This window comes from Stutzerimonas sp. KH-1 (assembly GCF_054483855.1).
This window is the reverse complement of the sequence record NZ_CM137011.1, coordinates 3,671,667-3,695,428: the sequence shown is the minus strand read 5'-3', so window position 1 is coordinate 3,695,428 and position 23,762 is coordinate 3,671,667. Positions and strand designations below refer to the sequence as shown.

22 protein-coding genes are annotated in these 23,762 nt (G+C 65.2%); 8 read left to right on the top strand and 14 right to left on the bottom strand.

The window, feature by feature from the left end; genetic code table 11:
- The first annotated feature begins 57 nt into the window (after positions 1-57).
- The gene (locus ACX1DW_RS17780; RefSeq protein ID WP_458992031.1) at positions 58-1,410 is read left to right on the top strand and encodes a cation:proton antiporter; all 1,353 of its coding nucleotides are present in this window, start codon (positions 58-60) and stop codon (positions 1,408-1,410) included.
- 22 nt (positions 1,411-1,432) lie between these two features.
- Here the strand turns inward: ACX1DW_RS17780 and ACX1DW_RS17775 are convergent, their stop codons facing one another.
- From ACX1DW_RS17775 to ACX1DW_RS17750, 6 genes are all read right to left on the bottom strand, one after another.
- The gene (locus ACX1DW_RS17775) at positions 1,433-1,648 is read right to left on the bottom strand and encodes a dodecin (RefSeq protein WP_458992030.1); all 216 of its coding nucleotides are present in this window, start codon (positions 1,646-1,648) and stop codon (positions 1,433-1,435) included.
- 179 nt (positions 1,649-1,827) lie between these two features.
- Positions 1,828-2,043 (bottom strand): KTSC domain-containing protein, encoded by a 216-nt coding sequence (locus tag ACX1DW_RS17770; protein WP_458992029.1) that lies wholly within the window; start codon positions 2,041-2,043, stop codon positions 1,828-1,830.
- Positions 2,040-3,845 carry an ABC transporter ATP-binding protein gene (locus ACX1DW_RS17765; RefSeq protein ID WP_458992028.1) on the bottom strand — a complete coding sequence of 602 codons (1,806 nt, stop codon included), beginning with the start codon at positions 3,843-3,845 and terminating at the stop codon, positions 2,040-2,042. Before ACX1DW_RS17765 ends, ACX1DW_RS17770 begins: the two co-directional genes overlap by 4 nt.
- Positions 3,842-4,996 (bottom strand): glycoside hydrolase family 1 protein, encoded by a 1,155-nt coding sequence (locus tag ACX1DW_RS17760; RefSeq protein WP_458992027.1) that lies wholly within the window; start codon positions 4,994-4,996, stop codon positions 3,842-3,844. Before ACX1DW_RS17760 ends, ACX1DW_RS17765 begins: the two co-directional genes overlap by 4 nt.
- A gap of 98 nt (positions 4,997-5,094) precedes the next feature.
- On the bottom strand, positions 5,095-6,315 hold the full coding sequence (gene glf / locus ACX1DW_RS17755; RefSeq protein WP_267931545.1) for a UDP-galactopyranose mutase: 1,221 nt from the start codon (positions 6,313-6,315) through the stop codon (positions 5,095-5,097).
- A complete protein-coding gene (locus ACX1DW_RS17750) occupies positions 6,303-7,487 on the bottom strand; it encodes a glycosyltransferase family 1 protein (protein WP_458992026.1) in 1,185 nt (394 codons plus the stop codon). Before ACX1DW_RS17750 ends, glf begins: the two co-directional genes overlap by 13 nt.
- Positions 7,488-7,902: 415 nt before the next feature.
- Between ACX1DW_RS17750 and galE the strand changes: the two genes are divergently transcribed.
- A complete protein-coding gene (galE, locus tag ACX1DW_RS17745) occupies positions 7,903-8,964 on the top strand; it encodes a UDP-glucose 4-epimerase GalE (RefSeq protein WP_458992025.1) in 1,062 nt (353 codons plus the stop codon).
- Positions 8,965-9,025: 61 nt separating this feature from the next.
- Here galE and ACX1DW_RS17740 read toward each other — a convergent pair whose 3' ends face one another.
- Together ACX1DW_RS17740 and ACX1DW_RS17735 are read right to left on the bottom strand one after the other, a co-directional pair.
- Positions 9,026-10,414 carry a S8 family peptidase gene (locus ACX1DW_RS17740; RefSeq protein ID WP_458992024.1) on the bottom strand — a complete coding sequence of 463 codons (1,389 nt, stop codon included), beginning with the start codon at positions 10,412-10,414 and terminating at the stop codon, positions 9,026-9,028.
- Positions 10,415-10,704: 290 nt separating this feature from the next.
- Positions 10,705-11,589 carry a LysR family transcriptional regulator gene (locus ACX1DW_RS17735; RefSeq protein ID WP_458992023.1) on the bottom strand — a complete coding sequence of 295 codons (885 nt, stop codon included), beginning with the start codon at positions 11,587-11,589 and terminating at the stop codon, positions 10,705-10,707.
- A 209-nt stretch (positions 11,590-11,798) separates the two neighbouring features.
- On the opposite strand from ACX1DW_RS17735, the gene trpB reads away from it, so the two are divergent.
- Both trpB and trpA read left to right on the top strand, forming a co-directional pair.
- Positions 11,799-13,010: a tryptophan synthase subunit beta gene (trpB, locus tag ACX1DW_RS17730; protein ID WP_102839059.1), complete on the top strand. Its 1,212-nt coding sequence runs from the start codon at positions 11,799-11,801 to the stop codon at positions 13,008-13,010.
- Entirely contained in the window at positions 13,007-13,825 is an 819-nt protein-coding gene (gene trpA, locus ACX1DW_RS17725; protein WP_458992022.1) for a tryptophan synthase subunit alpha, read from the top strand. Before trpB ends, trpA begins: the two co-directional genes overlap by 4 nt.
- Positions 13,826-13,899: 74 nt before the next feature.
- On the opposite strand, the gene ACX1DW_RS17720 is transcribed toward trpA, so the two are convergent.
- The gene (locus ACX1DW_RS17720) at positions 13,900-14,799 is read right to left on the bottom strand and encodes a LysR family transcriptional regulator (RefSeq protein WP_458992021.1); all 900 of its coding nucleotides are present in this window, start codon (positions 14,797-14,799) and stop codon (positions 13,900-13,902) included.
- A 104-nt stretch (positions 14,800-14,903) separates the two neighbouring features.
- On the opposite strand from ACX1DW_RS17720, the gene wrbA reads away from it, so the two are divergent.
- From wrbA to ACX1DW_RS17700, 4 genes are all read left to right on the top strand, one after another.
- On the top strand, positions 14,904-15,530 hold the full coding sequence (gene wrbA / locus ACX1DW_RS17715; RefSeq protein ID WP_458992020.1) for an NAD(P)H:quinone oxidoreductase: 627 nt from the start codon (positions 14,904-14,906) through the stop codon (positions 15,528-15,530).
- A complete protein-coding gene (locus ACX1DW_RS17710; RefSeq protein ID WP_458992019.1) occupies positions 15,527-16,735 on the top strand; it encodes an MFS transporter in 1,209 nt (402 codons plus the stop codon). The genes wrbA and ACX1DW_RS17710 overlap by 4 nt, the downstream gene beginning before the upstream one ends.
- Before the next feature lie 468 nt (positions 16,736-17,203).
- Entirely contained in the window at positions 17,204-18,046 is an 843-nt protein-coding gene (yghU, locus tag ACX1DW_RS17705; RefSeq protein WP_458992018.1) for a glutathione-dependent disulfide-bond oxidoreductase, read from the top strand.
- A 228-nt stretch (positions 18,047-18,274) separates the two neighbouring features.
- Positions 18,275-19,051, top strand: a complete 777-nt coding sequence (locus ACX1DW_RS17700; RefSeq protein ID WP_458992017.1) for a hypothetical protein — start codon at positions 18,275-18,277, stop codon at positions 19,049-19,051.
- A 148-nt stretch (positions 19,052-19,199) separates the two neighbouring features.
- Here the strand turns inward: ACX1DW_RS17700 and ACX1DW_RS17695 are convergent, their stop codons facing one another.
- The 5 genes from ACX1DW_RS17695 to ACX1DW_RS17675 form a co-directional block, all read right to left on the bottom strand.
- On the bottom strand, positions 19,200-19,703 hold the full coding sequence (locus ACX1DW_RS17695; RefSeq protein ID WP_458992016.1) for a DUF4126 domain-containing protein: 504 nt from the start codon (positions 19,701-19,703) through the stop codon (positions 19,200-19,202).
- 160 nt (positions 19,704-19,863) lie between these two features.
- Positions 19,864-20,268: a hypothetical protein gene (locus tag ACX1DW_RS17690; protein WP_458992015.1), complete on the bottom strand. Its 405-nt coding sequence runs from the start codon at positions 20,266-20,268 to the stop codon at positions 19,864-19,866.
- A gap of 95 nt (positions 20,269-20,363) precedes the next feature.
- Complete coding sequence (locus ACX1DW_RS17685; protein WP_013984482.1) at positions 20,364-20,657, bottom strand: GNAT family N-acetyltransferase; 294 nt, start codon at positions 20,655-20,657, stop codon at positions 20,364-20,366.
- 143 nt (positions 20,658-20,800) lie between these two features.
- On the bottom strand, positions 20,801-21,421 hold the full coding sequence (locus ACX1DW_RS17680) for a Type 1 glutamine amidotransferase-like domain-containing protein (protein WP_458992014.1): 621 nt from the start codon (positions 21,419-21,421) through the stop codon (positions 20,801-20,803).
- Positions 21,422-21,570: 149 nt separating this feature from the next.
- Positions 21,571-23,406: an ABC transporter ATP-binding protein gene (locus tag ACX1DW_RS17675; protein ID WP_458992013.1), complete on the bottom strand. Its 1,836-nt coding sequence runs from the start codon at positions 23,404-23,406 to the stop codon at positions 21,571-21,573.
- Positions 23,407-23,762 lie beyond the last annotated feature (356 nt).

Below are 23,762 nucleotides of genomic sequence, written 5' to 3'. Positions count from 1 at the left end.
CCGTTCCAATGGCATACACCCCTGGGCGCAACACCGCGCCCCGCCATCGGAACACGCATGAATTTTCTCGAATGGATGGCCGTACTCGGCGTCCTGCTGCTGATCCTCGCCCTCGCTTCGGCCTTCCTGCGCTGGCTGCCAATCACCACGTCCCTGATCTACCTCGGTTTCGGCGTGCTCATCGGCCAGCTCGGCATCGGCCTGTGGGAGATGGAATTCCTGCATATAGCCGGCTGGATGGAACACCTCACCGAGGTCGCCGTGCTGGTCTCGCTGTTCGTCAGCGGACTCAAACTGCGCATGCCGCTACGGCATCCGGCATGGAAGAGCGCCTATGTACTGGCCGGGCCGGTGATGCTCGCCTGCATCGGCGGCGTCACCCTGCTCTGCCACTACCTGTTCGGTCTGAGCTGGGGTGTCGCGGTGCTGATCGGGGCGATCCTGGCACCCACCGATCCGGTGCTGGCGAGCCTGGTGCAGGTCAACGATGCCCGTGACAGCGACCGCCTGCGCTACGGCCTGTCCGGCGAGGCGGGCTTCAACGATGGCACCGCGTTTCCCTTCGTGGTGTTCGGCCTGATGCTCATCGCCCAGGGCCAACTGGAGGCCGATTGGGTCAGCGAGTGGGCGCTGCACCGGCTGCTGTGGGCGGTGCCGGCGGGGCTGCTGATCGGCTTTCTGCTGGGCAAGCTGGTCGGCCGCGTGGCCATCTACCTGCGCGCACGCCACACCGATACCACCATGTCGCCCAACGACTCGCTGGCCCTGGCGCTGATTGCCCTGGCCTATGTCGGCGCCGAACTGGCTGGTGCCTGGGGCTTTCTCGCGGTGTTCGCCGCCGGTCTCGGTCTGCGTCACGCGGAAATCGCCGCCGCCGGACGCTCCGAGACGCCATCCGAGGAGCTGATCAACGACGCCGTCCCGCACCTCGCCGAAGGCGGCCTGGCCCCTCGCGCGCTGTCGCTGGATGACCGACAGCTGGGACAACCACGGGTCGCCGCCGGCGTGCTGATGGGTGACGTACTGGCATTCGGCGGACAGCTGGAACGCAGCCTGGAAGTGTTGCTGGTGACCATGCTCGGGGTGCTGGTCTCGGTGCACTGGGACTGGCGTGCGGTTCCGCTCGGCCTGGCGCTATTCCTGCTGATTCGGCCGTTGAGCGTGATGCTGCTGATGCCGCGGCGCTACCTCGACCGCGCCCAGTGCCTAACCGCCGGCTGGTTTGGCATCCGTGGCATCGGCAGCCTGTACTACCTGAGCTACGCAGTGACCCACGGCCTGCTGCCGGACGAAGCGCAGACCATTATCGGCCTGGTGCTATCGGTGGTGGCGCTGAGCATCGTGCTGCACGGACTCAGCACCCAGCCGCTGCTGCGTCGCTACGAACGCAGCCGCGCAGTCGCCGACTGAACGGCGGCCGCGCGCGTGGCGATCAGCTGTTCTTGAGGCGGAAGCCGACCTTCATGGTGACCTGGAAATGCCCGACCTTGCCGTTCTCGACATGACCGCGGATTTCACCGACCTCGAACCACTCGACGTTCTGCAGAGACTTGGACGCCTCGGCGATACCGTTCTGGATCGCCTCATCGACGCTGTTGCGCGAGGAGCCGACGATTTCAATCTTCTTGTACGTGTGATGATCCGACATTGAACAATCCCCTTCTGGTCTGAAGAGCCTCCGCTCGGTAATGACGCGTCCTGTTGATTGAGGCCCGCAGAGCGCCCCGGAAGTTCAGCGGAACGGTCGATCCGCCGATGGCGGGCGGCGAATCGCCCCCGGTGGGATGGGTGGATGACGCGCAGCTTGTCCGCGCGCTTCCGGCACGATCACCCGATGCGTTGGTAGCGGTAATGCTGCGGCTTGAATACCTGGTTGAAATGCCGCCCCAGCGAGTCGGCTTCGAGCAAGGCCTGCACCGCTGCGGGCGGGACCTCTTCGTAGCGGTACAGCGCGCCGCTGCTGAATTCCACTTCCAGCACCTGCTGCTCGGGGTCGTAGCCGAGCGAGCGCAGGCTGCGCGAAGACACCGCCGCACGCTTCATATCGCCGGCCCGGGTTCCTGGGTGAAGCCTTCGGCCTGCATGCGCCACAGCGCGTCGAACTCACCGCCGCGGCGGCGCAGCTCCTGTGGCGGGCCGTCCTCGACGATGCGGCCGTCGCGCAGCACGATGATGCGGTCGAAGCTCGACAGCGTGGACAGACGGTGCGCCACCGCGACCACGGTGCGGTTGTGCACCAGCAGGTTGAGTGCGGCCTGAATCTCGCCTTCGGACTGCGTATCCAGCGCCGAGGTCGCCTCGTCGAGGATCAGAATCGGCGCGTCCTTGAGGAACGCCCGGGCGATACCCAGGCGCTGGCGCTGGCCGCCGGAGAGCATCACGCCGCGCTCGCCGACCAGGGTGTCGTAGCCCTGCGGCAGTTCACGGATGAAACCGTCGCAGAAGGCGCTGCGCGCCGCCTCGACCACCTCTTCATCGCTGGCGTCCGGGCGCCCGTAGCGGATGTTCTCGCGGATGCTGCGGTTGAACAGCGCGGTCTCCTGCGGGACCACGGCGATCTTTTCGCGCAGGCTGTCCTGGCTGACGCTGCGAATATCCTGGCCGTCGACCAGAATGCGGCCACTCTGCACGTCGTCGAGGCGCTGCAGCAGGTTGATCAGGGTCGACTTGCCGGCCCCGGACGAGCCCACCACGCCGACCTTCTGCCCTGCCGGAATGTGCAGGTCGAGATCCTCGAACACCACGCCGCGGCCCGGATAGGCGAAGCGGATGCGCTCGAAGGTGATGTCGCCTTCGGCGAGCATCAGCTGGGTATCGGTGTCCTCCAGACCGTGGGGCTGGACGATGATGCGCAGGGTGTCGTCGATGGCGCCGAGCTGCTGGGTGGCGTCCACCAGCGCCAGGGCCAGGTCACGTGAGCCGTGCAGGATACGAAAGGTCAACGCGCTGACCAGCACCACGTCACCGGCGGTGACCGAACCGCCGATCCACAACTGGATCGCCCAGATCAGCATGCCGCCGGCCATCACCGACAGGCAGATGTCGTGCATCACACGGGCCTTTTCCAGGTACATCCAGCTGCGTCGCTGGGCACGGGCCTCGTAGCCGATCTCATGGGCCAGGCGTTCGGCCTCGCGGTCGCGGGCGGAAAAGGCCTTGATCGTCCAGACGTTGGAGACCGCGTCCACCAGCTCGCCGCCGACCCGCGCCGATTGCGCGGCGAAACGCTGATGCTTGGCGCGGCCGCGGATACCGAAGCCGGTGATCAGCGCGGCGACGATGGCGACGAAGACGATCAGCGCCACCGCCATCTGCCAGCCGACGGTGAACAGCACCACCACGGCGCCGAGAAAGTCGACGATCGGCGGCACGATCTTCCACGCCAGCCCGCCATAGATCGAACCGGCCGCGGCCCCCAGGGCGGAGATGCGATTGCCCAGCGAGCCGGCGAAATGCTCGGTGAAATAGCGCATCGGGTGGCCGGTCAGGTGCTTGAACAGGTCGACGCGGATGTCCACCACGCTGGCCACCACGGTGCGACAACCGAGCCAGCCGCCGAGGCGCCAGAACACGTTCTCGGTGACGATCAGGCCGATGAACAGCCCCAACGGCCACCAGACGTTGGCCGACGCGCGATCCGCCGTGCCCTGCGCCATGGCGTCGACCAGCAGCTTCATGCCGTACTGCACCGCCACCGCGCAGCTGGCCGCGCCGATGATCAGCGCCAGCAGCCCGCCGAAATGCCAGGGCCGCGCACAGATGTAGTGCCAGAGGAAAGCGACCGGGCGGCTGGGTAGCGGCAGCTCGCCGGGCTTGGCCCGAGGCACGGCGGCCGCCTGGTTCACGGCGTGGCTTCGGCGAATTGCGGGGCCGGGCTGGACTGGCTGAACCGCATCTGCTGCAGCCGCAGCTCGTCGGCCAGGCCCTCGTGCACGCAGCGCTTGCCGTTCTCGTCAGGAAAGCCGAGTAGCCCGACAGGGCAGTGCCGCTCGTCCGCCCAGCCGGGGTAGTCCAGCACCGGATACAGGCAGATGCCTTCCACTGGCACCCCTGTCTGCATCGCCAGGCCGGCCTGCTCGCTGACGTAACGCAGCCAGTCTCCGCGCAGGTCGCCCTCGGCGCCGGTCTCGGCGATCAGCAGTGGGCGCTGGTAGCGCTGGTGGATCTCGCGCAGGATGCCCTTGAACGGCCGGTAATCCGGGCTGTCGCGATCGATGGTGCGGCCGTCGCCGTGGTACCACTGGTTGTCCGAGTAGTAGTTGACGCCAATGATGTCGAGAAACTCCGGCGCGCCGCCGAGCCCCGGCCATTGCTCGCCGCAGAGCATGTCCCAGGCCTCGAACTGTGACTGGCGGAAACGCTCGGCGTCGCGCTGCGGGCCGGGCCGGTCGTTGCCGGCGATCACATGGATGGCCGGGTCGACCTGGACGAAACGCGCCCGCGGTTCGACCGCGCGGATCGCCTGCATCGCGGCGATGGTGGCGCGCACCAGCTGGTGCTTGAGTTCGAAGCCGCGACCGCGCGCCATGGGGTTGAAGTAGGCCTCGTCACCGCCGGCCCAGGCCCAAAAGGAAATCTCGTTGAGCGGTGCATAGAACGGCACATCGTGGGTCTCGTCCTTGACCAGTTGCGCCACCGCCGCGGCATAACGGGCGAAGCGGTCGACGAACTGCGGCCGCCAGATGTCGATGTCATCCGGCCAGCCGTAATGACACAGGTCCCAGATCACCTGGGTACCCTGGCGCTGGGCGGCCTGCAGCATGGGCAGGAAGCTCGACCAGTCGTACTGCCCCGGCTGGCGCTCGATCAGATGCCAGCGCAGGCCGTCGCGCACGGCATGCAGGCCATGGCGGTGCAGTTCGGCGTAGTCGTGCGCGGCCCAGCGGTCGTGGCCAGTCGCGGCGAGCAGGTCGAGCCGGCGGCCGTCGCTGCGGCGATGGTTCGAGCACTCGAAACCACCGAGAAAGAAACTCTTGAATACAGAGGGGTGGTGCATCGTTTACCTCTTGGATGACGCCAGCGACCGCAGCGTTAACCGCGCGGCCCGTGCCCGAGCGCACGCGCCTCGGGCTCTTGCATAACGACCGTTGCGCTTCAACCAGGTTGCCCGGCGACCGCCTGCGGCTGGCTGGCGTGCTCGGCTTCCTCGATGCGCTTGTACAGCGCCAGCGCCTGCCCTACCACCTGATCCATGTTGTAGTACTTGTAGGTGCCGAGGCGGCCGACAAAGGTCACGTTCGGCGTTTCGTCCGCCAGCTGCTGATAGCGCTTGTACAGCTCGGCGTTCTCCGGCCGCGGGATCGGGTAGTAGGGATCGCCCTCGGCGGAGGGGTACTCGTAGGTGATGCTGGTCTTCGGGTGGACCTGCCCGGTGAGGTGCTTGTACTCGCTGATGCGTGTGTAGGGCACGTCCTCGCTGGGGTAGTTGACCGTCCCCACGGCCTGGAACTGTTCCTGGTCGAGTTGCTTGTGCTCGAACTTCAGCGAGCGGTACGGCAGCTTGCCGAAGCGGTAGTCGAAGTATTCGTCGATCGGGCCGCAGAAGATCAGGTGGTCGTACTGCACCTCGTCGCGGATCTCGCGGTAGTCGGTGTTGAGCATGACCTTGATGTTGGGGTGCGCCAGCATCTTCTCGAACATCTTCGTGTAGCCATGCTTGGGCATCTGCTGGAAGGTGTCGGTGAAGTAGCGGTCGTCGGTGTTGGTGCGCGTGGGGATGCGCGAGGTCACCGACTTGTCCAGCTGCGACGGGTCCAGCCCCCACTGCTTGCGGGTGTAGCCGCGGAAGAACTTCTGGTACAGCTCACGGCCGATGCCGTTGATCACCACGTCCTCGCTGGTCTGAATGTTCTCCACCGGCTCGGCGCGGCTGGCGAGAAAGTCGGCCGCTTCCTGTTCGGTGGTCATGTTCAGGCCATAGAGCCTGTTCAGCGTGGTCATGTTGATCGGGATCGGCACTTCCTGGCCATCCACCTGCGCCAGCACGCGATGTTCGTAGGGGCGCCACTCGGTGAACTGCGAGAGGTAATCGACGATGCGCTGGGCGTTGGTGTGGAAGATGTGCGGGCCGTAGCGGTGAATCAGCACGCCGGACTCGTCGTGGTAGTCGTAGGCGTTACCGGCGATATGCGGACGCCGGTCCACCACCAGCACGCGCTTGTTCAGCCCCGTGGCAAGGCGCTCGGCGAGCACGCTGCCGGCAAAGCCGGCGCCGACGATCAGGTAGTCGAAGCCGCGTCTGCGCGCCTGTGGCTGGTCGCCCGCGCCTGCGCCGAGACGTTCCGGGTTGCTGTCCTGCGGGCTCATATCGCGCATTGCATCTTCTCCTTCATCAGGCTCCAGGTGTGATCCCAGGACATGTCGCCCAGGATCTCGTCGGCCTTGGCCAAGAGACCGTCGCGGTCTTCGGCATCGGCCAGGGCGGCTTCGGTGGCAGCGACGAACGCCTCGGCGCTGTCGGCGATGCGCACGATCCCGGTGTCACCGTAGGTGCGCACCACATCGGTGATCGGCGTGGACACCACCGGGAAACCCCCGGCGAGGTATTCGGGGGTTTTGGTCGGGCTGATGAAGCGGGTCGACTCGTTCAGTGCGAACGGCATGATCGCCACGTCCCAGCCGGACAGGTATTGCGGCAGCTCGTCGTAGGTCTTGCCGCCCAGGTAGTGGATGTTGTCGCGCTGCGGCAGCTCGGCCGGGTCGATCTTCACCACCGGGCCGATCAGCACGATCTGCCAGTCTGGCCGCATGCGCGCGACCTGCTCGATCAGCTCGAGATCAAGGCGCTCGTCGATCACCCCGTAGAACCCGAGACGCGGATGAGGAATTTCCGCCTGATCGTCCGGGTCGTGCTGCGGTCGGCGCGCAGCGGCGAAATGCTCGACATCCACGCTGCTGGGGAACGGGTGGGCATTGTCGTGGCGCTGGCGCTTGGCCTCGTAGAGGCTGTAGCCGCCGGTGAAGACCAGGTTGGCGCGGCACATCAGCTCCACTTCGCGCTCGATCAGCTGCGGCGGCGCGCCACGAAACGCCGAGAGCTCGTCCATGCAGTCATAGACGATCAGGCTCGGCGCCAGATGATCGGAGAAGGCCAGACTCATCGGCGTGTAGTACCAGAGCATCAGCTCGCCCACGCCGAGCTTTTCCAGGTAATCGTCGAGCAGCTGGCGCTGCACGCGGGTCGCATCCTCGCCCTCGCAACCGGCCGGCAGGCGCGGAATAAGCACCTGCACGCCGTTCTCCTCGGGGCGTACTTCCAGCCAGGGCTGGGCATCCTCGGTGGCAATCGGCTCTTCATGGAAGAGCACGTTGTAGTCGCGGGCAAAACGCGACATCAGGTGTTGCGGGCGCTGGTAGACGAAGCTCCAGCGCAGGTGCGACAGGCACAGCAGCGTCGGGATCTGATCGTCGAAGACCACTTCGGCCGGCGCCTGCTGCGCGTTGCGGGATTTACCGATGTCGTACTGGAACGGGCCGGCCCAACTCATGTAGCACCTCGTTTCGGTAGCCGTGCCCGGGCGTTCCTGCCCTCTCACCATGCCACGTCGATGCCCGCGCTGCCCTGCGTAAGGCGTGTCATCGCGCCACAACTACGAGCCGTCAGATGGCCTGCAACCCGCGTCGTCCGCCGGTAGTGGACGGCAATCGGCGGTTCGGGTTCCCGCCAATCATCCGATAGCGCAACCCGTCGGCCGTCCGGCAGCTGGATGGAACTCGCCAGAACCTTGCCCCGTCCGTATCAACAGGACGCCTTAACACCGGCACCGGAACCCGCGCGCGCAGCTCGTCGCCGTCCCGTTCCGTTTCGCCGATCCCAGATTACGGAGACTCATGCAGCGCCAGCCATGGCCAGCCGCAGTGTCCCGAGCGTGTCGAAAAGACAGCGAATGCGGAGGTAGACAGATGATTCTGGTAACAGGAGGGGCCGGCTACATCGGCTCACACGCGGTGCTCGAACTGCTGCAGGCCGGGCATGAAGTGCTGGTGCTGGACAATCTGTGCAACAGCTCGCAGGCCGCTCTGGACCGCGTCGAGCAGCTCGCCGGGCGACCGCTGCAGTTCGTCAGGGGCGACGTGCGCAATCGCTCGCTGCTCAAGGCGCTGTTCGCTGCCTACCCGATCACCGCAGTGATGCACTTCGCCGGCCTCAAGGCGGTTGGCGAAAGCGTGCGCGAGCCGCTGCGCTACTACGAAACCAACGTCGGCGGCAGCATCGCGCTGTGCCAGGCGATGGCCGAGGCCGGCGTGTTCAGACTGGTATTCAGCTCATCGGCGACGGTCTACGGCGAATCGCCGGTAATGCCGATCACCGAGGACCGCCCCACCGGCGTGCCGACCAACCCCTACGGCCAGTCCAAGCTGATGGCCGAGAACGTGCTCAAGGGCCTGGGCGACTCCGACCCGCGCTGGTCCATCGGATTGCTGCGCTACTTCAACCCCATCGGCGCCCACGAGTCCGGGCTGATCGGCGAAGATCCCAACGGCGTGCCGAACAACCTGCTGCCGTACATGCTGCAGGTGGCGGTGGGCCGGCGTAAGCAGCTCAGCGTCTACGGCAACGACTACCCGACGCCCGATGGCACCGGCGTGCGCGACTACATCCACGTGGTCGATCTGGCCAAGGGGCACCTGAAAGCGCTGGAGCGACTGCAGCTGATTCATGGTGTTTCCACGTGGAACCTCGGCACCGGCAAGGGCCATTCGGTGCGCGAGATGATCACCGCCTTCGAGGCAGTTACCGGCCGACCGCTGCCCCACGTGATCAAGCCGCGCCGCCGCGGCGACATCGCCCAGTGCTGGTCGGACCCGAGCAAGGCCGAACTGGAACTCGGCTGGCGCGCCGAGAAGGACCTGACCAGCATGCTTGCCGACGCCTGGCGCTGGCAGAGCCGCAATCCGCGCGGCTACGCCGAGGAAAAGGTCGCCGCCGCAGAGGCCGCCTCGCAGACCGCCCTGGCCAGCTGAGCGCTGGCTGCGCGAGCGAACCCATGCGGCCGGCGACGCGCTTGGGCCACGTGAGTGCATGTCAGGGTGTAGTGCACGCCAGCTCACGGCGAATCTTCGAGGCATCCAGACGGCGGTTGAGCTGCACCACACCGGTCAGCTGCGGGTCCTGCACCGCCAGGCGCAGCAGTGCCTCACGGGTCTGCGCCGCGGTGGCACAGGGGTTGAGCGAGACGTACAGCGCTGCCGCACCCGTTACATGCGGAGCCGCCATCGAGGTGCCACTCATGTAGGCATAACCGGCGCCACCCCTGGCAGTGGGTACGGTCGAGACGACGTTCACACCCGGCGCGGCGATATGCACGCTCTTCACACCGGAGTTCGAGAAACTGGCGCGCTGGCCGTTCTGGCCGATCGCAGCCACGGCAATGACGTTCGGCAATTGGTAGCTCGCCGGATAGCTTGGCGTCGTGTCGATGTCCAGCCCGCTGTTTCCCGCCGCGGCAATGAACAGGATATTGGCGTTACCGGCAGCACGAATGGCGTCATACAGGGCCTGCGAATAGCCACCACCACCCCAGGAATTGTTGGTTGCAACCAGATTGATCCTTTTCGCCAGTTTCAGCTGCGTCAGGTAATTGATGGCCTTTACCGCACCGGCCGTGGTGCCACCGTTGGCGCCGAGAAACTTCGCCGTGATGAGCTTCGCGCTCGGGCAGACGCCGAATACCCCGGCGCCGTTATTGGCAACCGCAGCGACCGTACCGGCGACATGGGTGCCATGGTCGTCTGCCGCGCCGTCGTAGACGCTGGCGTTATTGGCATTGAAATCCCAACCGTGGATGTCGTCGACGAAGCCGTTGCGGTCGTTGTCCTTGCGATCGGCGCGGCTGCCCTCGCCCGGGTTTATCCAGATGTTGCTGCGCAGATCACCATGGGTGGTCATCACGCCCTCGTCGATGATCCCTACGTGAATGCGGCTGGAGCACGCCACACCTGCATTCCAGGCAGCCAGCGCACCACTGCCGTAAGGTGCGGCTGGCGATGTGGTCGCGCCTTGCATGCCCCACAGGCTAGTGAGCCCAGGGTCGTTGGGATTGGCCAGTTGGGTGCGGTAGATCCAGTTGGGCTCGGCAAACTCCACGGCCGGATCGGCAGCCAGGCGGGCCAGCAACGCGGCATCCAGCTTCTTGCCCTTGCCCAGCTGTGCCTGCACCAGATCACCCTTGGCGTCCTTACGTGCAGCCTTGGCCAGCAGCTTCTGCATGGCCTTTGCACCCTGCCTGCTCAGCGCCGCACTTTTCGCCGTCTCCGAGGCGCCGGGCTTGAATTGCACCAGCAATTCACCCTCGACGAACGGCCGCCCCGCCTTCAGCGAAGCAGCCACCGGGTTGGGCTTGGCTGAAAGCGGTTCTGCCCCGATCGCGAGCAGCGCAAATAGGAAAAGTCCGACACGCTTCTTGTAGACCATCACTGTTCTCCTGAACGACTACTGACAGCCCACGGCGAATGGAATGCTGCTCGGTGGGTGCTCCCGAACTGTATCGGCATTAATGGTGTCGATTTAGTGGCGCCGGATAGATGGCGTAGCCGTTCGTCGGCAACGCTGCAGGCGTGTCCGTACGCCTTCAGCTCTTGCCATCAGGCAGAAGAAAGGCCCCCTGCTTCGCAGCGCGAAGCAGGGGGCCTTCAAGGATGCCTCGGTCACACTGATACGGTCGTGGAACGTCCCGTTTTCCCATCACCTACTGTGTGGCGCCGTCAAATCAGCTGCTGGCGCAACCAATCGGCCAGTCGCCCAGCGCGTCGGTCGGCGCGCCGCGCCGGTACCCAGAGCGCCAGCCGGGCATCGGTCTCGACGAAGCCCCAGGGCGCCAGCAACCGGCCGGACTTCAGATCGTCGGCGACCAGTTGCTGGGGCGCGATGGCCACGCCAAGGCCGGCCAGCGCCGCCTCCAGGAGGAAATACAGGTGCTCGAAGCTTTGCCCCAGGCGCAGCCGTGCAGGGTCCAGCCCCTGCTGGCGCGCCCAGTTTGGCCAGGCCTGCGGGCGTGAAGCGGTATGCAGCAGCGCCTCCTCGAGCAGGGCCGCCGGCGCCGCGTCGCGCAACTCGGCGCAACGCGGGTGGTAGGGGCTGAGCACCGGGCCGATGCGCTCGGCGGCGAGTTCGAACACCTGCATGTCCGCCGGCCATGGCGGTTCGGCGTACCACAGCGTCGCATCCAGCCCCGGCTTGCGTGGGTCCAGCTCGCCCTCGCTGGCCGACAGCTGCAGGCGCAGCTCGGGCAGGTCGCGATTGAGCCGGTCCAGCCGCGGAATGAACCAGCGCGCCAAAAGGCTGCCGGGACAACCGAGCACAAACGGCGCCTCGCTGGTCTGTCGCTGCAGCTCGATGCAGGTGCTGCGCAGGCGCTCAAAGGCCTCGCTGGCGGCGTCACGCAGACGCACGCCGGCATCGGTGAGTTTTACGCCGCGCCCTTCCTTGGCGAACAGAGCCAGACCGAGGGCCTCTTCGAGCTGCTTAAGCTGCCGGCTGATGGCCCCGTGGGTGACGTGCAGCTCGCGTGCGGCTTCGCTTACGCTACCCAGGCGGGCAGCCGCCTCGAAGGCACGCAGGGCATTGAGCGGTGGCAGATCGCGGGACATATATGTGAGTTTTCCTGACAGGTCAGCACGATCTTATCGCTTTTAACCCGGCGCCGGCAGCCGTAAGCTCACCCTCAATGATTGCCGTAGGGTGGAAAACCCGCGAAGCGATTTTCCACGCTGGCGTATCGATCGCGTGGACAAGGCTGCACCGTTGTCCACCCTACGCTCACCCCGACTGCGTGTCGGCACCCTCCAAGGAGCCTCGCATGACCTCATACCGCACCGGCCCGGACAACCGCGGGCTGTTCGGCCGCTTCGGCGGCCAGTTCGTCGCCGAAACCCTGATGCCGCTGATCAACGAGCTGGCCGCCGAATACGAAAAGGCCAAGAGCGACCCGGCCTTTCTCGAGGAGCTGGCCTACTTCCAGCGCGACTACATCGGCCGTGCCAGCCCGCTCTACTACGCCGAGCGGCTGACCGAGCACTTCGGCGGGGCGAAGATCTACCTCAAGCGCGAAGACCTGAACCACACCGGCGCGCACAAGATCAACAACTGCATCGGCCAGATCCTGCTGGCCAAGCGCATGGGCAAGCAGCGCATCATCGCCGAGACCGGCGCCGGCATGCACGGCGTGGCCACCGCCACCGTGGCCGCGCGCTTCGGCATGCAGTGCGTGGTCTACATGGGCACCACCGACATCGAGCGCCAGCAGGCCAACGTCTTCCGCATGAAGCTCCTGGGCGCCGAAGTGATTCCGGTCACCGCCGGCACCGGCACGTTGAAGGACGCGATGAACGAGGCGCTGCGCGACTGGGTGACCAACGTCCACAACACCTTCTACCTGATCGGCACCGCCGCCGGTCCGCACCCCTACCCGGCCATGGTGCGCGACTTCCAGTCGGTAATCGGCAACGAGGTTCGCGAACAGATCATGCAGAAGGAGGGCCGCCTGCCCGACTCGCTGGTCGCCTGCATCGGCGGCGGCTCGAATGCCATCGGCCTGTTCCACCCTTTCCTCGATGACGAGAGCGTACAGATCGTCGGCGTCGAAGCGGCCGGCCACGGCATCGACACCGGCAAGCACGCCGCCAGCATGGCCGGCGGGGCGCCGGGCGTGCTGCACGGCAACCGCACCTTCCTCCTGCAGGACGAAGACGGCCAGATCACCGACGCGCATTCGATTTCCGCCGGCCTCGACTACCCCGGCGTCGGCCCGGAGCACGCCTGGTTGCACGAGATCAAGCGCGTCGAATACGTGCCCTGCACCGATGACGAAGCCCTGGCCGCGTTCCATCTGTGCTGCCGCCTGGAAGGCATCATCCCCGCGCTGGAATCGGCCCACGCGCTGGCCGAAGCCTTCAAGCGCGCGGCCAAGCTGCCCAGGGAGCACCTGATGGTGGTCAATCTCTCCGGCCGCGGCGACAAGGACATGCAAACCGTCATGCACCACTACGACGAACAGGAAGAACACATATGAGCTCGGTGAATTCCCGCTTGCAGGCCCGCTTCGCACAGCTGAAGCAGGAAAACCGCGCCGCGCTGGTCACCTTCGTGACGGCGGGCGATCCGGACTACTCCACCTCCCTCGCCATCCTCAAGGGCCTGCCGGAAGCCGGCGCCGATGTCATCGAGCTGGGCATGCCGTTCACCGACCCGATGGCCGACGGCCCGGCGATCCAGCTGGCCAACATCCGCGCCCTGGCCGGCAAGCAGAACCTGCCGAAGACGCTGCAGATGGTCCGCGAATTCCGCGAGACCAACCAGAGCACGCCGCTGGTGCTGATGGGCTACTACAACCCGATCTTCGCCTATGGCGTGGAGCGCTTCGTCAGCGATGCGAAAGAGGCCGGAGTCGATGGCCTGATCGTCGTCGACCTGCCGCCGGAGCATAACGACGAACTCTGTGACCCGGCCCAGGCCGCCGGCATCGACTTCATCCGCCTGACCACCCCGACCACCGACGACCAGCGCCTGCCCACCGTGCTCAACGGCAGCTCCGGCTTCGTCTACTACGTCTCGGTGGCCGGCGTGACCGGTGCAGGTTCCGCCACCCTGGAACACGTCGAGGAAGCGGTAGCGCGCCTCAAGCGCCACACCGATCTGCCGGTATGCGTCGGCTTCGGCATCCGCACGCCGGAACAGGCCGCCGCCATCGCCCGACTCACCGAGGGTGTGGTGGTCGGCTCGGCACTGATCGACCAGATCGCCGGGGCCAAGAGCCCGGAGGCTGCGGTAGAAGGCGTGCTCGGCCTGTGCCGCGAGATCAGCGCTGGCGTGCACAGCGCCCGGTAGTCGTCGACACCTGATCAAAAAGCCGCTGGCAATTCACTCGTCAGCGGCTTTTTTGCATTCACTGTCGCCCTTCTTCATACCTCGGCCAAGCAGCGGCGGAAGGCCTGGGCAACAGGGCCAAACGGCTCATCAACGCGGCGCGCCAGGTAGGCCTCGTATTGCACCTGGCTGTTTCTTCCAAGCCCTAGGGTTCTCAGGCGTACCAATCGACCCGAATCGAGGTCTTCCTGCACTTGCCATGCCGGCAGCCGACCCCAGCCGAGGCCGGCATGGATGAGGGCGAACTTCGCGTCCTGCGTGTTGACCCGGCAGGTGTTCGGCGAAAGCACACCGAAGGTTCGACCTTCCGACAATGGCGTGGGGTCCGACAACACGATTTGCAGATGATCGGCGAGATCAGGCAAGCCAAGTGGCTCTGCTTCACTCATCTGGGCGAGCGGGTGATCGACATGCACCACGGCAATCTGCTGAACCGAGCCGATCGCTTCCAGCGCAATCCTTGAATTGCGGAAGTCCTCCCCCACGACAATCGCGAGCATGCAGCGCTTTTCGTCCAGCGCCGCCAGTGGCCCTCCAAGCGGTTGTGACTCCAGGCGGAAGCTTATGCGGGGATAGAGCGCCCGAACGTTAGTCATTGCGGCCGCCACCGCAGCGATCGGGAACAGCGTATCCACCACCACCGAAAGCTCCAGCTCAACGCCTTCACCCAACGCCCGAGCACGAGCGCGCATGACATCGGCTCTAAGAAGCAGGTCGCGGGCGTTGGCCAGCAAGGCCTGGCCCTCCGGTGTGAGTACGGGGCGATAACCGGTACGGTCGAACAACTGCAAACCAAGCTCGTCTTCGAGGTTGGCAATGGCATGGCTCACCGCCGATTGCACCCGCAGCAGACGCGTCGCACCGGAACGGAAGCTGCCACTGTCGGCCACGGTGACGAAGGTGCGAATCTGATCCAGCGTCATCCCATCTAACATGATCTGCTCCTGAGATCGTCTTGCTGAATTTTTTATCACTCTTGTAGAACTTGCGAAATGGATAGCCTTTGCCTTGAGCCAACAACCTCAAGAGGTACAAGACGATGGCAAAGGTCCTGGTGCTCTATTACTCGTCCTACGGTCACGTTGAAACACTCGCTCAAGCGGTTGCCGAGGGCGCGCGCGAGGCGGGCGCGCTGGCAGTCGTCAAGCGGGTGCCTGAGCTGGTGCCGGAGCCTGTTGCCAAGAAAGCAGGCTTCAAGCTGAACCAGGCGGCGAGCGTGGCCCATGTGGCGGAGCTTCCCGAATACGACGCTATCGTGATTGGCACGCCGACGCGCTTCGGCAACATGGCATCGCAGATGAAAAACTTCCTCGACCAATGCGGCGGGTTGTGGTTCGAAGACAAACTGGTCGGCAAAGTGGGCAGCGCGTTCACCTCGACGGGGAGCCAGCACGGGGGCCAGGAAAGTACGTTACTGGCAACCCATACGGTGCTGCTTCACCTTGGTATGGTCGTGGTAGGGCTGCCTTACAGCTTCAAAGGACAGCTGCGGATGGACGCCATCACTGGGGGCACGCCGTACGGCGCTTCGACCCTCGCCGATGATGGCAGTGGCGGCGACCGCCAGCCGAGCGAGAACGAACTGCAAGGGGCTCGGTATCAAGGCAGACATGTCGCATCTGTAGCAGCGGCGCTCGTTGCATCCGCCACGGGTTCGCCCCAATGAATGCAGTGGCGTCCGGCAAGCGCCGAGGGGCGGTCGTCTGGCTGGTCGTGGCCACCGGTGTCGTGGCCGCCCTGTACTTGGGAAAAGCGGCAATCGCGACGCCCATGCTGCAGGCCGACCTGCAGCTGAGCCTTGGGGCAATCGGATGGCTGACCGGTCTTTTTGCGGTGCTAGGGCTGTTTGGCGGCGCGCCTGCCGGTGCGCTGGTAACGGCCGTTGGCGATAGGCGAATGCTGCTTCTGGGCCTGGGTGTGATGGCCTTCGCAGGCGCAGTCGGTGCTATCGCATCCTCCTTCCCCGTACTGCTGGGATCCCGACTCTTAGAAGGACTCGGCTTTTTGCTGATAATCGTTGCCGGACCAGCAATCCTGCAGCGTCTCACGACAGGCTCGCATCAGGACCTCGCATTCTCCCTGTGGAGTTGTTTCATGCCATGTGGGATGGCCCTTGCGATGCTGATCGGCCCGCTGTTCGCCACCTGGCAGTCGTTCTGGTGGTCAAGCGCGGGCCTTGCGGCCGCTTCGGTCGCCATGGTGGTTTTGTATGTCCCCGACAGCAACCCGGCCGATCGCCGCACCGCAACGGGCATGCTTGGCAGCATTCGGCAATTGCTTGCCTCTCGAGGCACGGCCTTGCTGGCGGTCAGTTTTGCGCTGTATAGCCTTATGTTCTTTGCGCTGTTCAGCTTTCTGCCCGTCCTGATGATGGAACGCATGAGGGTCTCCCACCACAACGCCGGGCTGTTGGCAGCGCTGGCAAGCGCCATCAATATCAGCGGGAATCTCGCAGCCGGCTATCTGATGGCGCGTGGTATCAGTCGCTCCTCACTCTTGGTGATTGCAGGCAGTGTCATGGGGATATCCGGGCTCGGCATCTTTCTCGGCCTTTTACCGGCGTGGCCTACGTTCTTCTTATGCATCGTTTTTTCTGCGGTAGGCGGGTTGATCCCCGCCACCCTATTGGCTTCCGCGCCGCTGTTTGCACCTCGTCCCACACTCGTACCGATTGCCGTCGGCTTGATCATGCAAGGGAGCAACCTCGGCCAGTTGCTGGGCCCAGTGGCCGTGGGCAGCGCAACGGCGGCGTTTGGCTGGGGTGCGGCCGGTATGGTGGTAGTGGTCTCGGCGATGCTCGCCGTGGCGGTTGCCCAGCTTCTGCGTCCCGCTTTCTCAGCGCAACGCACCGCCGGATCGGAGAGCAACTGATGAATCTGCAACCGCCCGTCATGACGAGTCACTGTAAAGGCACCGAATCGATCTCTCACGCGCCGGCAGTCACGATCCAGCACGCAGCCTGCTGTGTGCTGGACGCTTGCGGATAACGAGTAATGCAGGCGTTTAGAAAATCGTGTTGCCATTCGCCGCCTTGGCGGGCACGTCCTAGATCACATCCCTATGCTCGACGAGGGTGCCGTCCTCGCCCCGGAAGAAGTTAGCCTGGTGAGACCTAGTCACGTTGCAGTGGCCTGGCCTCGACAACGGAGACCCCAAATGCCGCGCCCCGCTGGCGCTGACGTCGCCCTCTGCGTTGCCGCCGCAAGCCACGCCATCCACCGTGCAGGCCCGAACCGATTATCTGGCATCGATGACCATTATCGACCCGCTCGATTTCGACCACATCGCCTGAGCGCGTAGCATGCCCTGCACACCCCGTTCCCGCTCGAGGAGATCGACATGCCCGATACCGCCTACGTACCGCCCAAGGTCTGGACCCACGATGCCCCCTCCGGCGGCAAGTTCGCCAATATCAATGCGCCAACCGCCGGAGCGCGCGAGGAGAAGCCGCTGCCGGTGGGCAAGCACCCGCTGCAGCTGTATTCGCTGGCCACGCCCAACGGGGTGAAGGTGGGCATCATGCTCGAGGAGCTGCTCGCCCTCGGTCACAGCGGCGCCGAGTACGACGCCTGGCTGATCAAGATTGGCGAGGGCGACCAGTTCGGCAGCGGCTTCGTCGAGATCAACCCGAACTCGAAGATACCCGCGCTGGTGGACCGCAGCATCGACGGCGAACCGCTGCGGGTGTTCGAGTCCGGCTCGATCCTGGTCTACCTCGCCGAGAAATTCGGCGCCTTCCTGCCGACCGAGATCCGCGCGCGCACCGAGACGCTGAACTGGCTGTTCTGGCAGATGGGTTCGGCGCCCTTCCTCGGCGGCGGTTTCGGCCACTTCTACGCCTACGCGCCGGAGAAGTACGAATACCCGATCAACCGCTACGCCATGGAGGTCAAGCGCCAGCTCGACGTGCTCGATCGCCAGCTGGCGGAGCATCGCTACGTGGCCGGTGCCGACTACAGCATCGCCGACATGGCGATCTGGCCCTGGTACGGCGGGCTGGTGCTGGGCGAGCTGTATGGCGCCGGCGAATTCCTTTCGGTGCACGAGTACCAGCACGTGCAGCGCTGGGCCAAGGAGGTTGCAGCGCGACCGGCGGTCATCCGCGGGCGCAAGGTCAACCGCAGCTGGGGCGATGAGTCCGAGCAGGCGCCCGAGCGCCACAGCGCCGCCGACCTCGACTGAACCGTCGACAACCCTGCGCAGGTGCGAACGGCAGCGCCTTTCCCGCCTGCGCCGGCGGCCGAGCCCACTGACCGCCGATCCCGCCTGCTGAACTCTCACGGCAGCTGCCTACCCAATCAGATATGAGCGCTGCCATCGATCAGCCGGGGCTCTCATGTCCTGATCCCTCTTCGTGTTCGCCATGCGCAGCGCTCCAACCCGGTTGTACAGCACAACGTGAGGTGAGCCATGAAACACACACTGGTAGCAGCGTTCGCCACGCTGACCGACGCCAATCGAACCCGCGGCGACCTGATGGCACGCGGCATCCCGCGTGAACAGATCCATGCGGTGGGCACCGAGAGCGCCGACATCCACGCCTATGACGGGCCCTATAGCACCACGCCCGATACGCCGGTGGACCGCACCGAGCACGAATCGAAGGTCGCGCACTTCTTCAAATCGCTGTTCGGCCATGAGCCGCACGAGCAGCATCGCCATCATGCGACGGCTTATCCGGAGGCGGTGCGCCGCGGTGCCCTGGTGATCGCGGTGGACGTGGTCGACGAGGATCAGCTGGCCAAGGCCCGTGATGCGCTGGAGTACAACGGCGCCATCGATATCGACGAACATGGCGCCACTGGCACAGCGGACGGTTACCCCGGCCCCACCAGCCCCTATGCCGGCGCAACCGGCGGTGACAGCCATCTGGACAAGCATTTTACCGGCCAGCAGACGCACCATGCTGGCGCCATGGCAGGTCGCCACGGGGAAAGCGAAACTCTGGGCGCGGGCAGCAGCACTTCGCGTACCACCGAGCCGGATACGGGCAGCCACGGCATTGGCAGTGCCGGCAAACGCGCCGGTACCGACTACCTGCCAACCACCGCGACCACGGCGCCGACCGGGGCCGGCAGCAGCGGCCACGGCGCCAGCGCCAGCACCCCAGAGGTAGCGCCCGGTGTCGGTACACGCGAGTCGGGACTGTGCCGTGACCGCATCTGCGTGATCCAGCGGCCGAGCTGACGGCTTTCGCCTGGAAGGGTGAGAACAGGGCGAACCATGTTGTCACCCTTCCACGCCGCGTCCCGATCCGCCCGTAGGGTGGGCTTCAGCCCACCGCCACATGCGCATCCTCTCTGGTGGGCTGAAGCCCACCCTACGCGTTCACACCTCAACGCTGGCGTTTGTTCTCGCCCAGCGCCTGGCGCAGCCCGCTTCGGCCCAGACTCAGCGCCAGGCAATCTTCGGCGGTGCCAAGTGCGGCGTTGAGCAGCGAATGCGGCTGATAGGGTTTGCGCAGGCTCAGGCCGATCTTCGAGGCGAGCAGCGCCGCCGTCGCACCCAGTAGTGCCGGCAGCAGTACCGGCTCGCGCCGCACCCCCGCCAGCGCGGCAGCACTGACCCCACCCGATACCGCGCGAAACATCATCGACGGCACGATGGTGCGATCCGGGGCGAAGGGCATCTTGTCGCCGGCGATCTCCCCGGCCGCCAGTACCGGCAGGAAGGCCTGCGCCGAATCGGACGTCAGCAGCCGCGCCGCCTCGCCCGCACCGTGCAGATCATCCCGCTCGCTCAACGCGCGACTGACCAGCGTCGGCGCCAGCATGCTACGCATGCCCGTCACCGCGCCGATCGCCAGAGCGGCCCATAACAGATTGCTCGATGTCGACATCGTCAGTTCTCCCGGTAGTTGCTAGTACCGACCGGCCTGACGCAAGGAGCGTCGACGCAGTCCCGTGGCCATCGACGGATGGCACGCCAGCCGCCTCGGTGACTCCGCGCGTCAGACTTCGATGCGCAGCTTCCACCGCGCCAGACAACTGCACCGCACATCACCACTGGTTAAGCCCGTAGCCGACCACACCCAGACCAAAGCCCATCTGCGCCAGCAGCAGTGCGCGGATGGCGAAGGTGTAGCTGATCACCCGGCTCTGCCCCAGCGCATCGGCGGCGAACAGCCGGTAACTCTCGGGATAGTCGGCCTCCATCTCCTTGAGTGCGACGATGGTCAGCTCCAGCAGTTGCCGGCTGCGCGCGTCCACCAGCCAGAACACCTGCGCCAGCAAGACGGTGAAGGCGCCCAGCAGAATCAGCAGCCCCGGCGAGAAGCCCTGCTGCAGGGCCGCCAGTACACCGCCATCGGCAAAGATCGCCAGCACCACGAAGAAGTTGAAGCCCCGCAGGCGCTGCTCGGCATTGAGCTTGAAATGCGCCCAGACAAACTCTCGACCATCCACGCGATTGCCCTCTGCTAAGCCAGGCGGCGGCACACCACGACCATCACCCCGGTCGCGACCGTTGGCGGGCTGAAGCCCGCCGCTGCATATCGACCTCAGAGCGGATCGACCAGGTCCTGCCATTCCTCGTGGCGCTCGATGTACCTGGCGATGAACTCGCACTGCGGCACCACGCGCTTGCCGCGCCGCCGTGCATCGTCCAGCGCGCCCTTGGCCAGCACGCTACCCAGCCCCTGCCCGGACAGGCTGGGGTCGACCTCGGTATGGGTGAAGACCATCCGCTCGCCCTGCTCGCTGTACGCAGCGAAGCCGAGTGGCTGCCCCTCCACCAGCAGTTCATAGCGCTGCTGCGCAGCATCGTGGCGGACGCTGGCTTGTTTATCGGTCATGGCAGATTCCCTCTCGGTTCTTTGGCTGTGGCTAGAGGTACGAGTGGACGCAGTGTGGGAGGGTTCAGATGGATCGACGACGAAACGCCCTGCGCCGAGTCGCCCAAGGTGGGCCGCAAGTAGGCTCGGGCCGGGTATGAAACTCAATCACCGCTGGTTTGAAGCTCGGCATGGCCGCCCGACAAGGCGATCGCCTGGTTATTGCTGAATGGTCGGAGATCCAGCGCATCCCCATGCTCTTTCAGCACCTGCTCGACAGCCTCGGCAAACGGCTCGTTTCGGTAATGCGGCAGCGGGTAGAAATCGACCAACCCCAAGGCGGCATAGGACGCGAGTTCAGGCGCGGCAGAAACGTCGTCCAGCGCCTTTATGTATTCGATGCTGGGGGCGAGTATCGCGGAGCCGGCGGATTCGCCGATGTAGCACTTCCCGGCTCTGACGTGTTCGGCGATCAGCAGGTCCGCGCCTGTGCGCTTGAGCTCCTGCAGCAGAAAGAAGGTGTTGCCGCCGGACACATAGATGTAATCGCCGCGTTCGAGCTTGCTGACGATCTCGTCCCGACTTGCGCTGGAAACGTCCAGCTCATCAATAACCAGGCCCACCTTGACGAGTGCGTCCTTGGCCGCGAGCAGGTATGAATTGACCTCCTCAACAAGACTTGCCGTAGGAATCAACGTAACCGTCTTACCGCTGCACTCGCCCTTGGTGAAGCTGACAAACAAGTCCACGACTTCAGCAAAGGAGGATGTCAGGAAAATGTTCATATGCACCTCTGCGCTCGACTGGATTCAGGCTCGCCCAACCGCCCCTGGTTATTGAGAACACGGCGGGATAGCTCAGCGCTGCTGCGCCGCGCCTTCCAACAGGCCGACAAGCAGAGTGGACGAAAAGCCCTTGGCTTGTCCGTTTCCTATCAATCCACCCCGACAAAACCACCGGTCTGGTGCTGCCACAGCCGCGCATAGAGGCCACCGCGGGCGATCAGCTCGGCGTGGGTGCCGGTCTCGATCACCTGGCCCTTGTCGATCACCACCAGCCGATCCATACGCGCGATGGTCGACAGCCGGTGGGCGATGGCGATCACCGTCTTGCCTTCCATCAGGGTATCCAGGCTCTCCTGAATCGCCGCCTCGACCTCCGAATCCAGCGCCGAGGTGGCTTCGTCGAGCACCAGGATCGGCGCGTCCTTGAGCAGCACCCGGGCGATGGCGATGCGCTGCCGTTGCCCGCCGGAGAGCTTCACGCCGCGCTCGCCCACCATCGCCTCGAAGCCCTTGCCGCCCTGGCTGTCGTCCAGGGTCTTGATGAACGCATCCGCACGGGCCTTGCGCGCCGCGGCCCAGAGCTCCTCTTCCGTGGCGTCGGGCTTGCCGTAGCGCAGGTTGTCGCGGATGGAACGGTGCAGCAGCGAGGTGTCCTGGGTGACCACGCCGATATTGGCGCGCAGGCTCTCCTGGCTGACCTCGGCGACGTTCTGCCCGTCGATCAGGATGCGCCCGCTCTCCAGATCATAGAGGCGCAGCAGCAGGTTGACCAGCGTCGACTTGCCCGCACCCGACGGCCCGACCAGGCCGATCTTCTCGCCCGGACGAATGTCGATGGTCAGCCCGCTGATCACCCCGCCCTGCTTGCCGTAGTGGAAATGCACATCCTCGAAGCGCACGCCGCCCTGCTCCACCTGCAGCGGCCTGGCGTCCTCGGGGTCGAGCACGTCGCGCGGCCGGACGATGCTCTTCATGCCGTCCTGCACGGTGCCGACATTCTCGAAGATGCCGTTGACCACCCACATGATCCACTCGGCCATATTGTTGATGCGGATCACCAGGCCCAGCGCCAGGGCGATGGCGCCTGTCGTGATCAGCGCCTCGCTCCACAGCCACAGCGCCAGCGCGCCGGTGCCGACAATCAACAGGCCGTTCATGCAGGTAATCAGGAAATCCAGGCTGGTGATCACCCGCGACTGCAGGCGGAACTTGCCGAGCAGCTCCTGCATCGCCTCGCGGGCGTAGCTCTCCTCCTCCCGCGAATGGGCGAACAGCTTGAGCGTGGCGACGTTGCTGTAGCCGTCCACCACCCGCCCCATCATCTTCGAACGCGCCGCGGAAGCGGCCGCCGAACGCGCGCGAATACGCGGCACGAAGTACCAGAGCGCGGCGCTGTAGCCGACGATCCACAAGGCCAGCGGCACGATCAGGCGCAGGTCGGCGGCGGCGAACAGATACAGCGCGCTGCCGGCATAAACCACCACATGCCAGAGCGCATCGATCACCTGCATGGCCGAATCGCGCAGCGACGGCCCGGTCTGCATCACCCGCTGGGCGATGCGCCCGGCAAAGTCGTTCTGGAAGAAGTTCAGGCTCTGCTTGAGCACGTAGCGGTGGTTCTGCCAGCGGATCAGATTGGTCAACCCCGGGTTGATCGCCTGATGCGTGAGCAGGTTGTGCAGGCCGAATACCAGCGGCCGGATGACCAGCGCCACCGCCGCCATCCACAGCAACGCGTTGCGGTGCTCGGCAAAGAAGGTCCGCGCGTCATCGGTTGCCTGGGCCATATCGATCAACTGGCCGAGAAAGCTGAACAGCGCCACCTCGATCACCGCCGCGAAAAAGCCGACCACCAGCACGGCGGTCATCAACGGCCAGACCTGCTTCAGGTAATGGGCATAGAAGCGCAGCATCCCGGCCGGCGGCGCGACGTCCGGGCTGGGCTTGAAGACATCGATCAGGTTTTCGAAACGGCGGAACAACATGGGGAGGTCTGCTTTGTGGCGAGGTGGGCAAACGTCGTTCGCAAATACGGCCGCGCGGGCGCGGCATCCCGGTTGGACGCCCCGAGCCCGCGAGCGTTTCGCCAACCACCTGCCCGGCCCGTCGATTCGTATCGGTGGACAAGCAGAGCGTTGTCCACCCTACGCCACTCCGCACTCCTCTGCCGACACCGCGCACGCGTAGGGTGGAAAACGGCGAAGCCTTTTCCACGCGTTACGTTCAGACCACCTCGCTGCATTGCTTGTGCTGAACAGTCATTTCCCCGACTCCGGGCCAGATACATAACGAAGCGGAGACTTCCGAGTATTCTCCGATCTCCTACGCAAACCTTTGCACC

What these genes read in the sequence shown, in the direction of transcription:
- ACX1DW_RS17780 (WP_458992031.1), top strand. Translation starts at nt 58, where the DNA reads ATGAATTTTCTCGAATGGATGGCCGTACTCGGCGTCCTGCTGCTGATC.
- ACX1DW_RS17775 (WP_458992030.1), bottom strand. Translation starts at nt 1,648, where the DNA reads ATGTCGGATCATCACACGTACAAGAAGATTGAAATCGTCGGCTCCTCG.
- ACX1DW_RS17770 (WP_458992029.1), bottom strand. Translation starts at nt 2,043, where the DNA reads ATGAAGCGTGCGGCGGTGTCTTCGCGCAGCCTGCGCTCGCTCGGCTAC.
- ACX1DW_RS17760 (WP_458992027.1), bottom strand. Translation starts at nt 4,996, where the DNA reads ATGCACCACCCCTCTGTATTCAAGAGTTTCTTTCTCGGTGGTTTCGAG.
- glf (WP_267931545.1), bottom strand. Translation starts at nt 6,315, where the DNA reads ATGCGCGATATGAGCCCGCAGGACAGCAACCCGGAACGTCTCGGCGCA.
- ACX1DW_RS17750 (WP_458992026.1), bottom strand. Translation starts at nt 7,487, where the DNA reads ATGAGTTGGGCCGGCCCGTTCCAGTACGACATCGGTAAATCCCGCAAC.
- galE (WP_458992025.1), top strand. Translation starts at nt 7,903, where the DNA reads ATGATTCTGGTAACAGGAGGGGCCGGCTACATCGGCTCACACGCGGTG.
- ACX1DW_RS17740 (WP_458992024.1), bottom strand. Translation starts at nt 10,414, where the DNA reads ATGGTCTACAAGAAGCGTGTCGGACTTTTCCTATTTGCGCTGCTCGCG.
- ACX1DW_RS17735 (WP_458992023.1), bottom strand. Translation starts at nt 11,589, where the DNA reads ATGTCCCGCGATCTGCCACCGCTCAATGCCCTGCGTGCCTTCGAGGCG.
- trpB (WP_102839059.1), top strand. Translation starts at nt 11,799, where the DNA reads ATGACCTCATACCGCACCGGCCCGGACAACCGCGGGCTGTTCGGCCGC.
- trpA (WP_458992022.1), top strand. Translation starts at nt 13,007, where the DNA reads ATGAGCTCGGTGAATTCCCGCTTGCAGGCCCGCTTCGCACAGCTGAAG.
- ACX1DW_RS17720 (WP_458992021.1), bottom strand. Translation starts at nt 14,799, where the DNA reads ATGTTAGATGGGATGACGCTGGATCAGATTCGCACCTTCGTCACCGTG.
- wrbA (WP_458992020.1), top strand. Translation starts at nt 14,904, where the DNA reads ATGGCAAAGGTCCTGGTGCTCTATTACTCGTCCTACGGTCACGTTGAA.
- ACX1DW_RS17710 (WP_458992019.1), top strand. Translation starts at nt 15,527, where the DNA reads ATGAATGCAGTGGCGTCCGGCAAGCGCCGAGGGGCGGTCGTCTGGCTG.
- yghU (WP_458992018.1), top strand. Translation starts at nt 17,204, where the DNA reads ATGCCCGATACCGCCTACGTACCGCCCAAGGTCTGGACCCACGATGCC.
- ACX1DW_RS17700 (WP_458992017.1), top strand. Translation starts at nt 18,275, where the DNA reads ATGAAACACACACTGGTAGCAGCGTTCGCCACGCTGACCGACGCCAAT.
- ACX1DW_RS17695 (WP_458992016.1), bottom strand. Translation starts at nt 19,703, where the DNA reads ATGTCGACATCGAGCAATCTGTTATGGGCCGCTCTGGCGATCGGCGCG.
- ACX1DW_RS17685 (WP_013984482.1), bottom strand. Translation starts at nt 20,657, where the DNA reads ATGACCGATAAACAAGCCAGCGTCCGCCACGATGCTGCGCAGCAGCGC.
- ACX1DW_RS17680 (WP_458992014.1), bottom strand. Translation starts at nt 21,421, where the DNA reads ATGAACATTTTCCTGACATCCTCCTTTGCTGAAGTCGTGGACTTGTTT.
- ACX1DW_RS17675 (WP_458992013.1), bottom strand. Translation starts at nt 23,406, where the DNA reads ATGTTGTTCCGCCGTTTCGAAAACCTGATCGATGTCTTCAAGCCCAGC.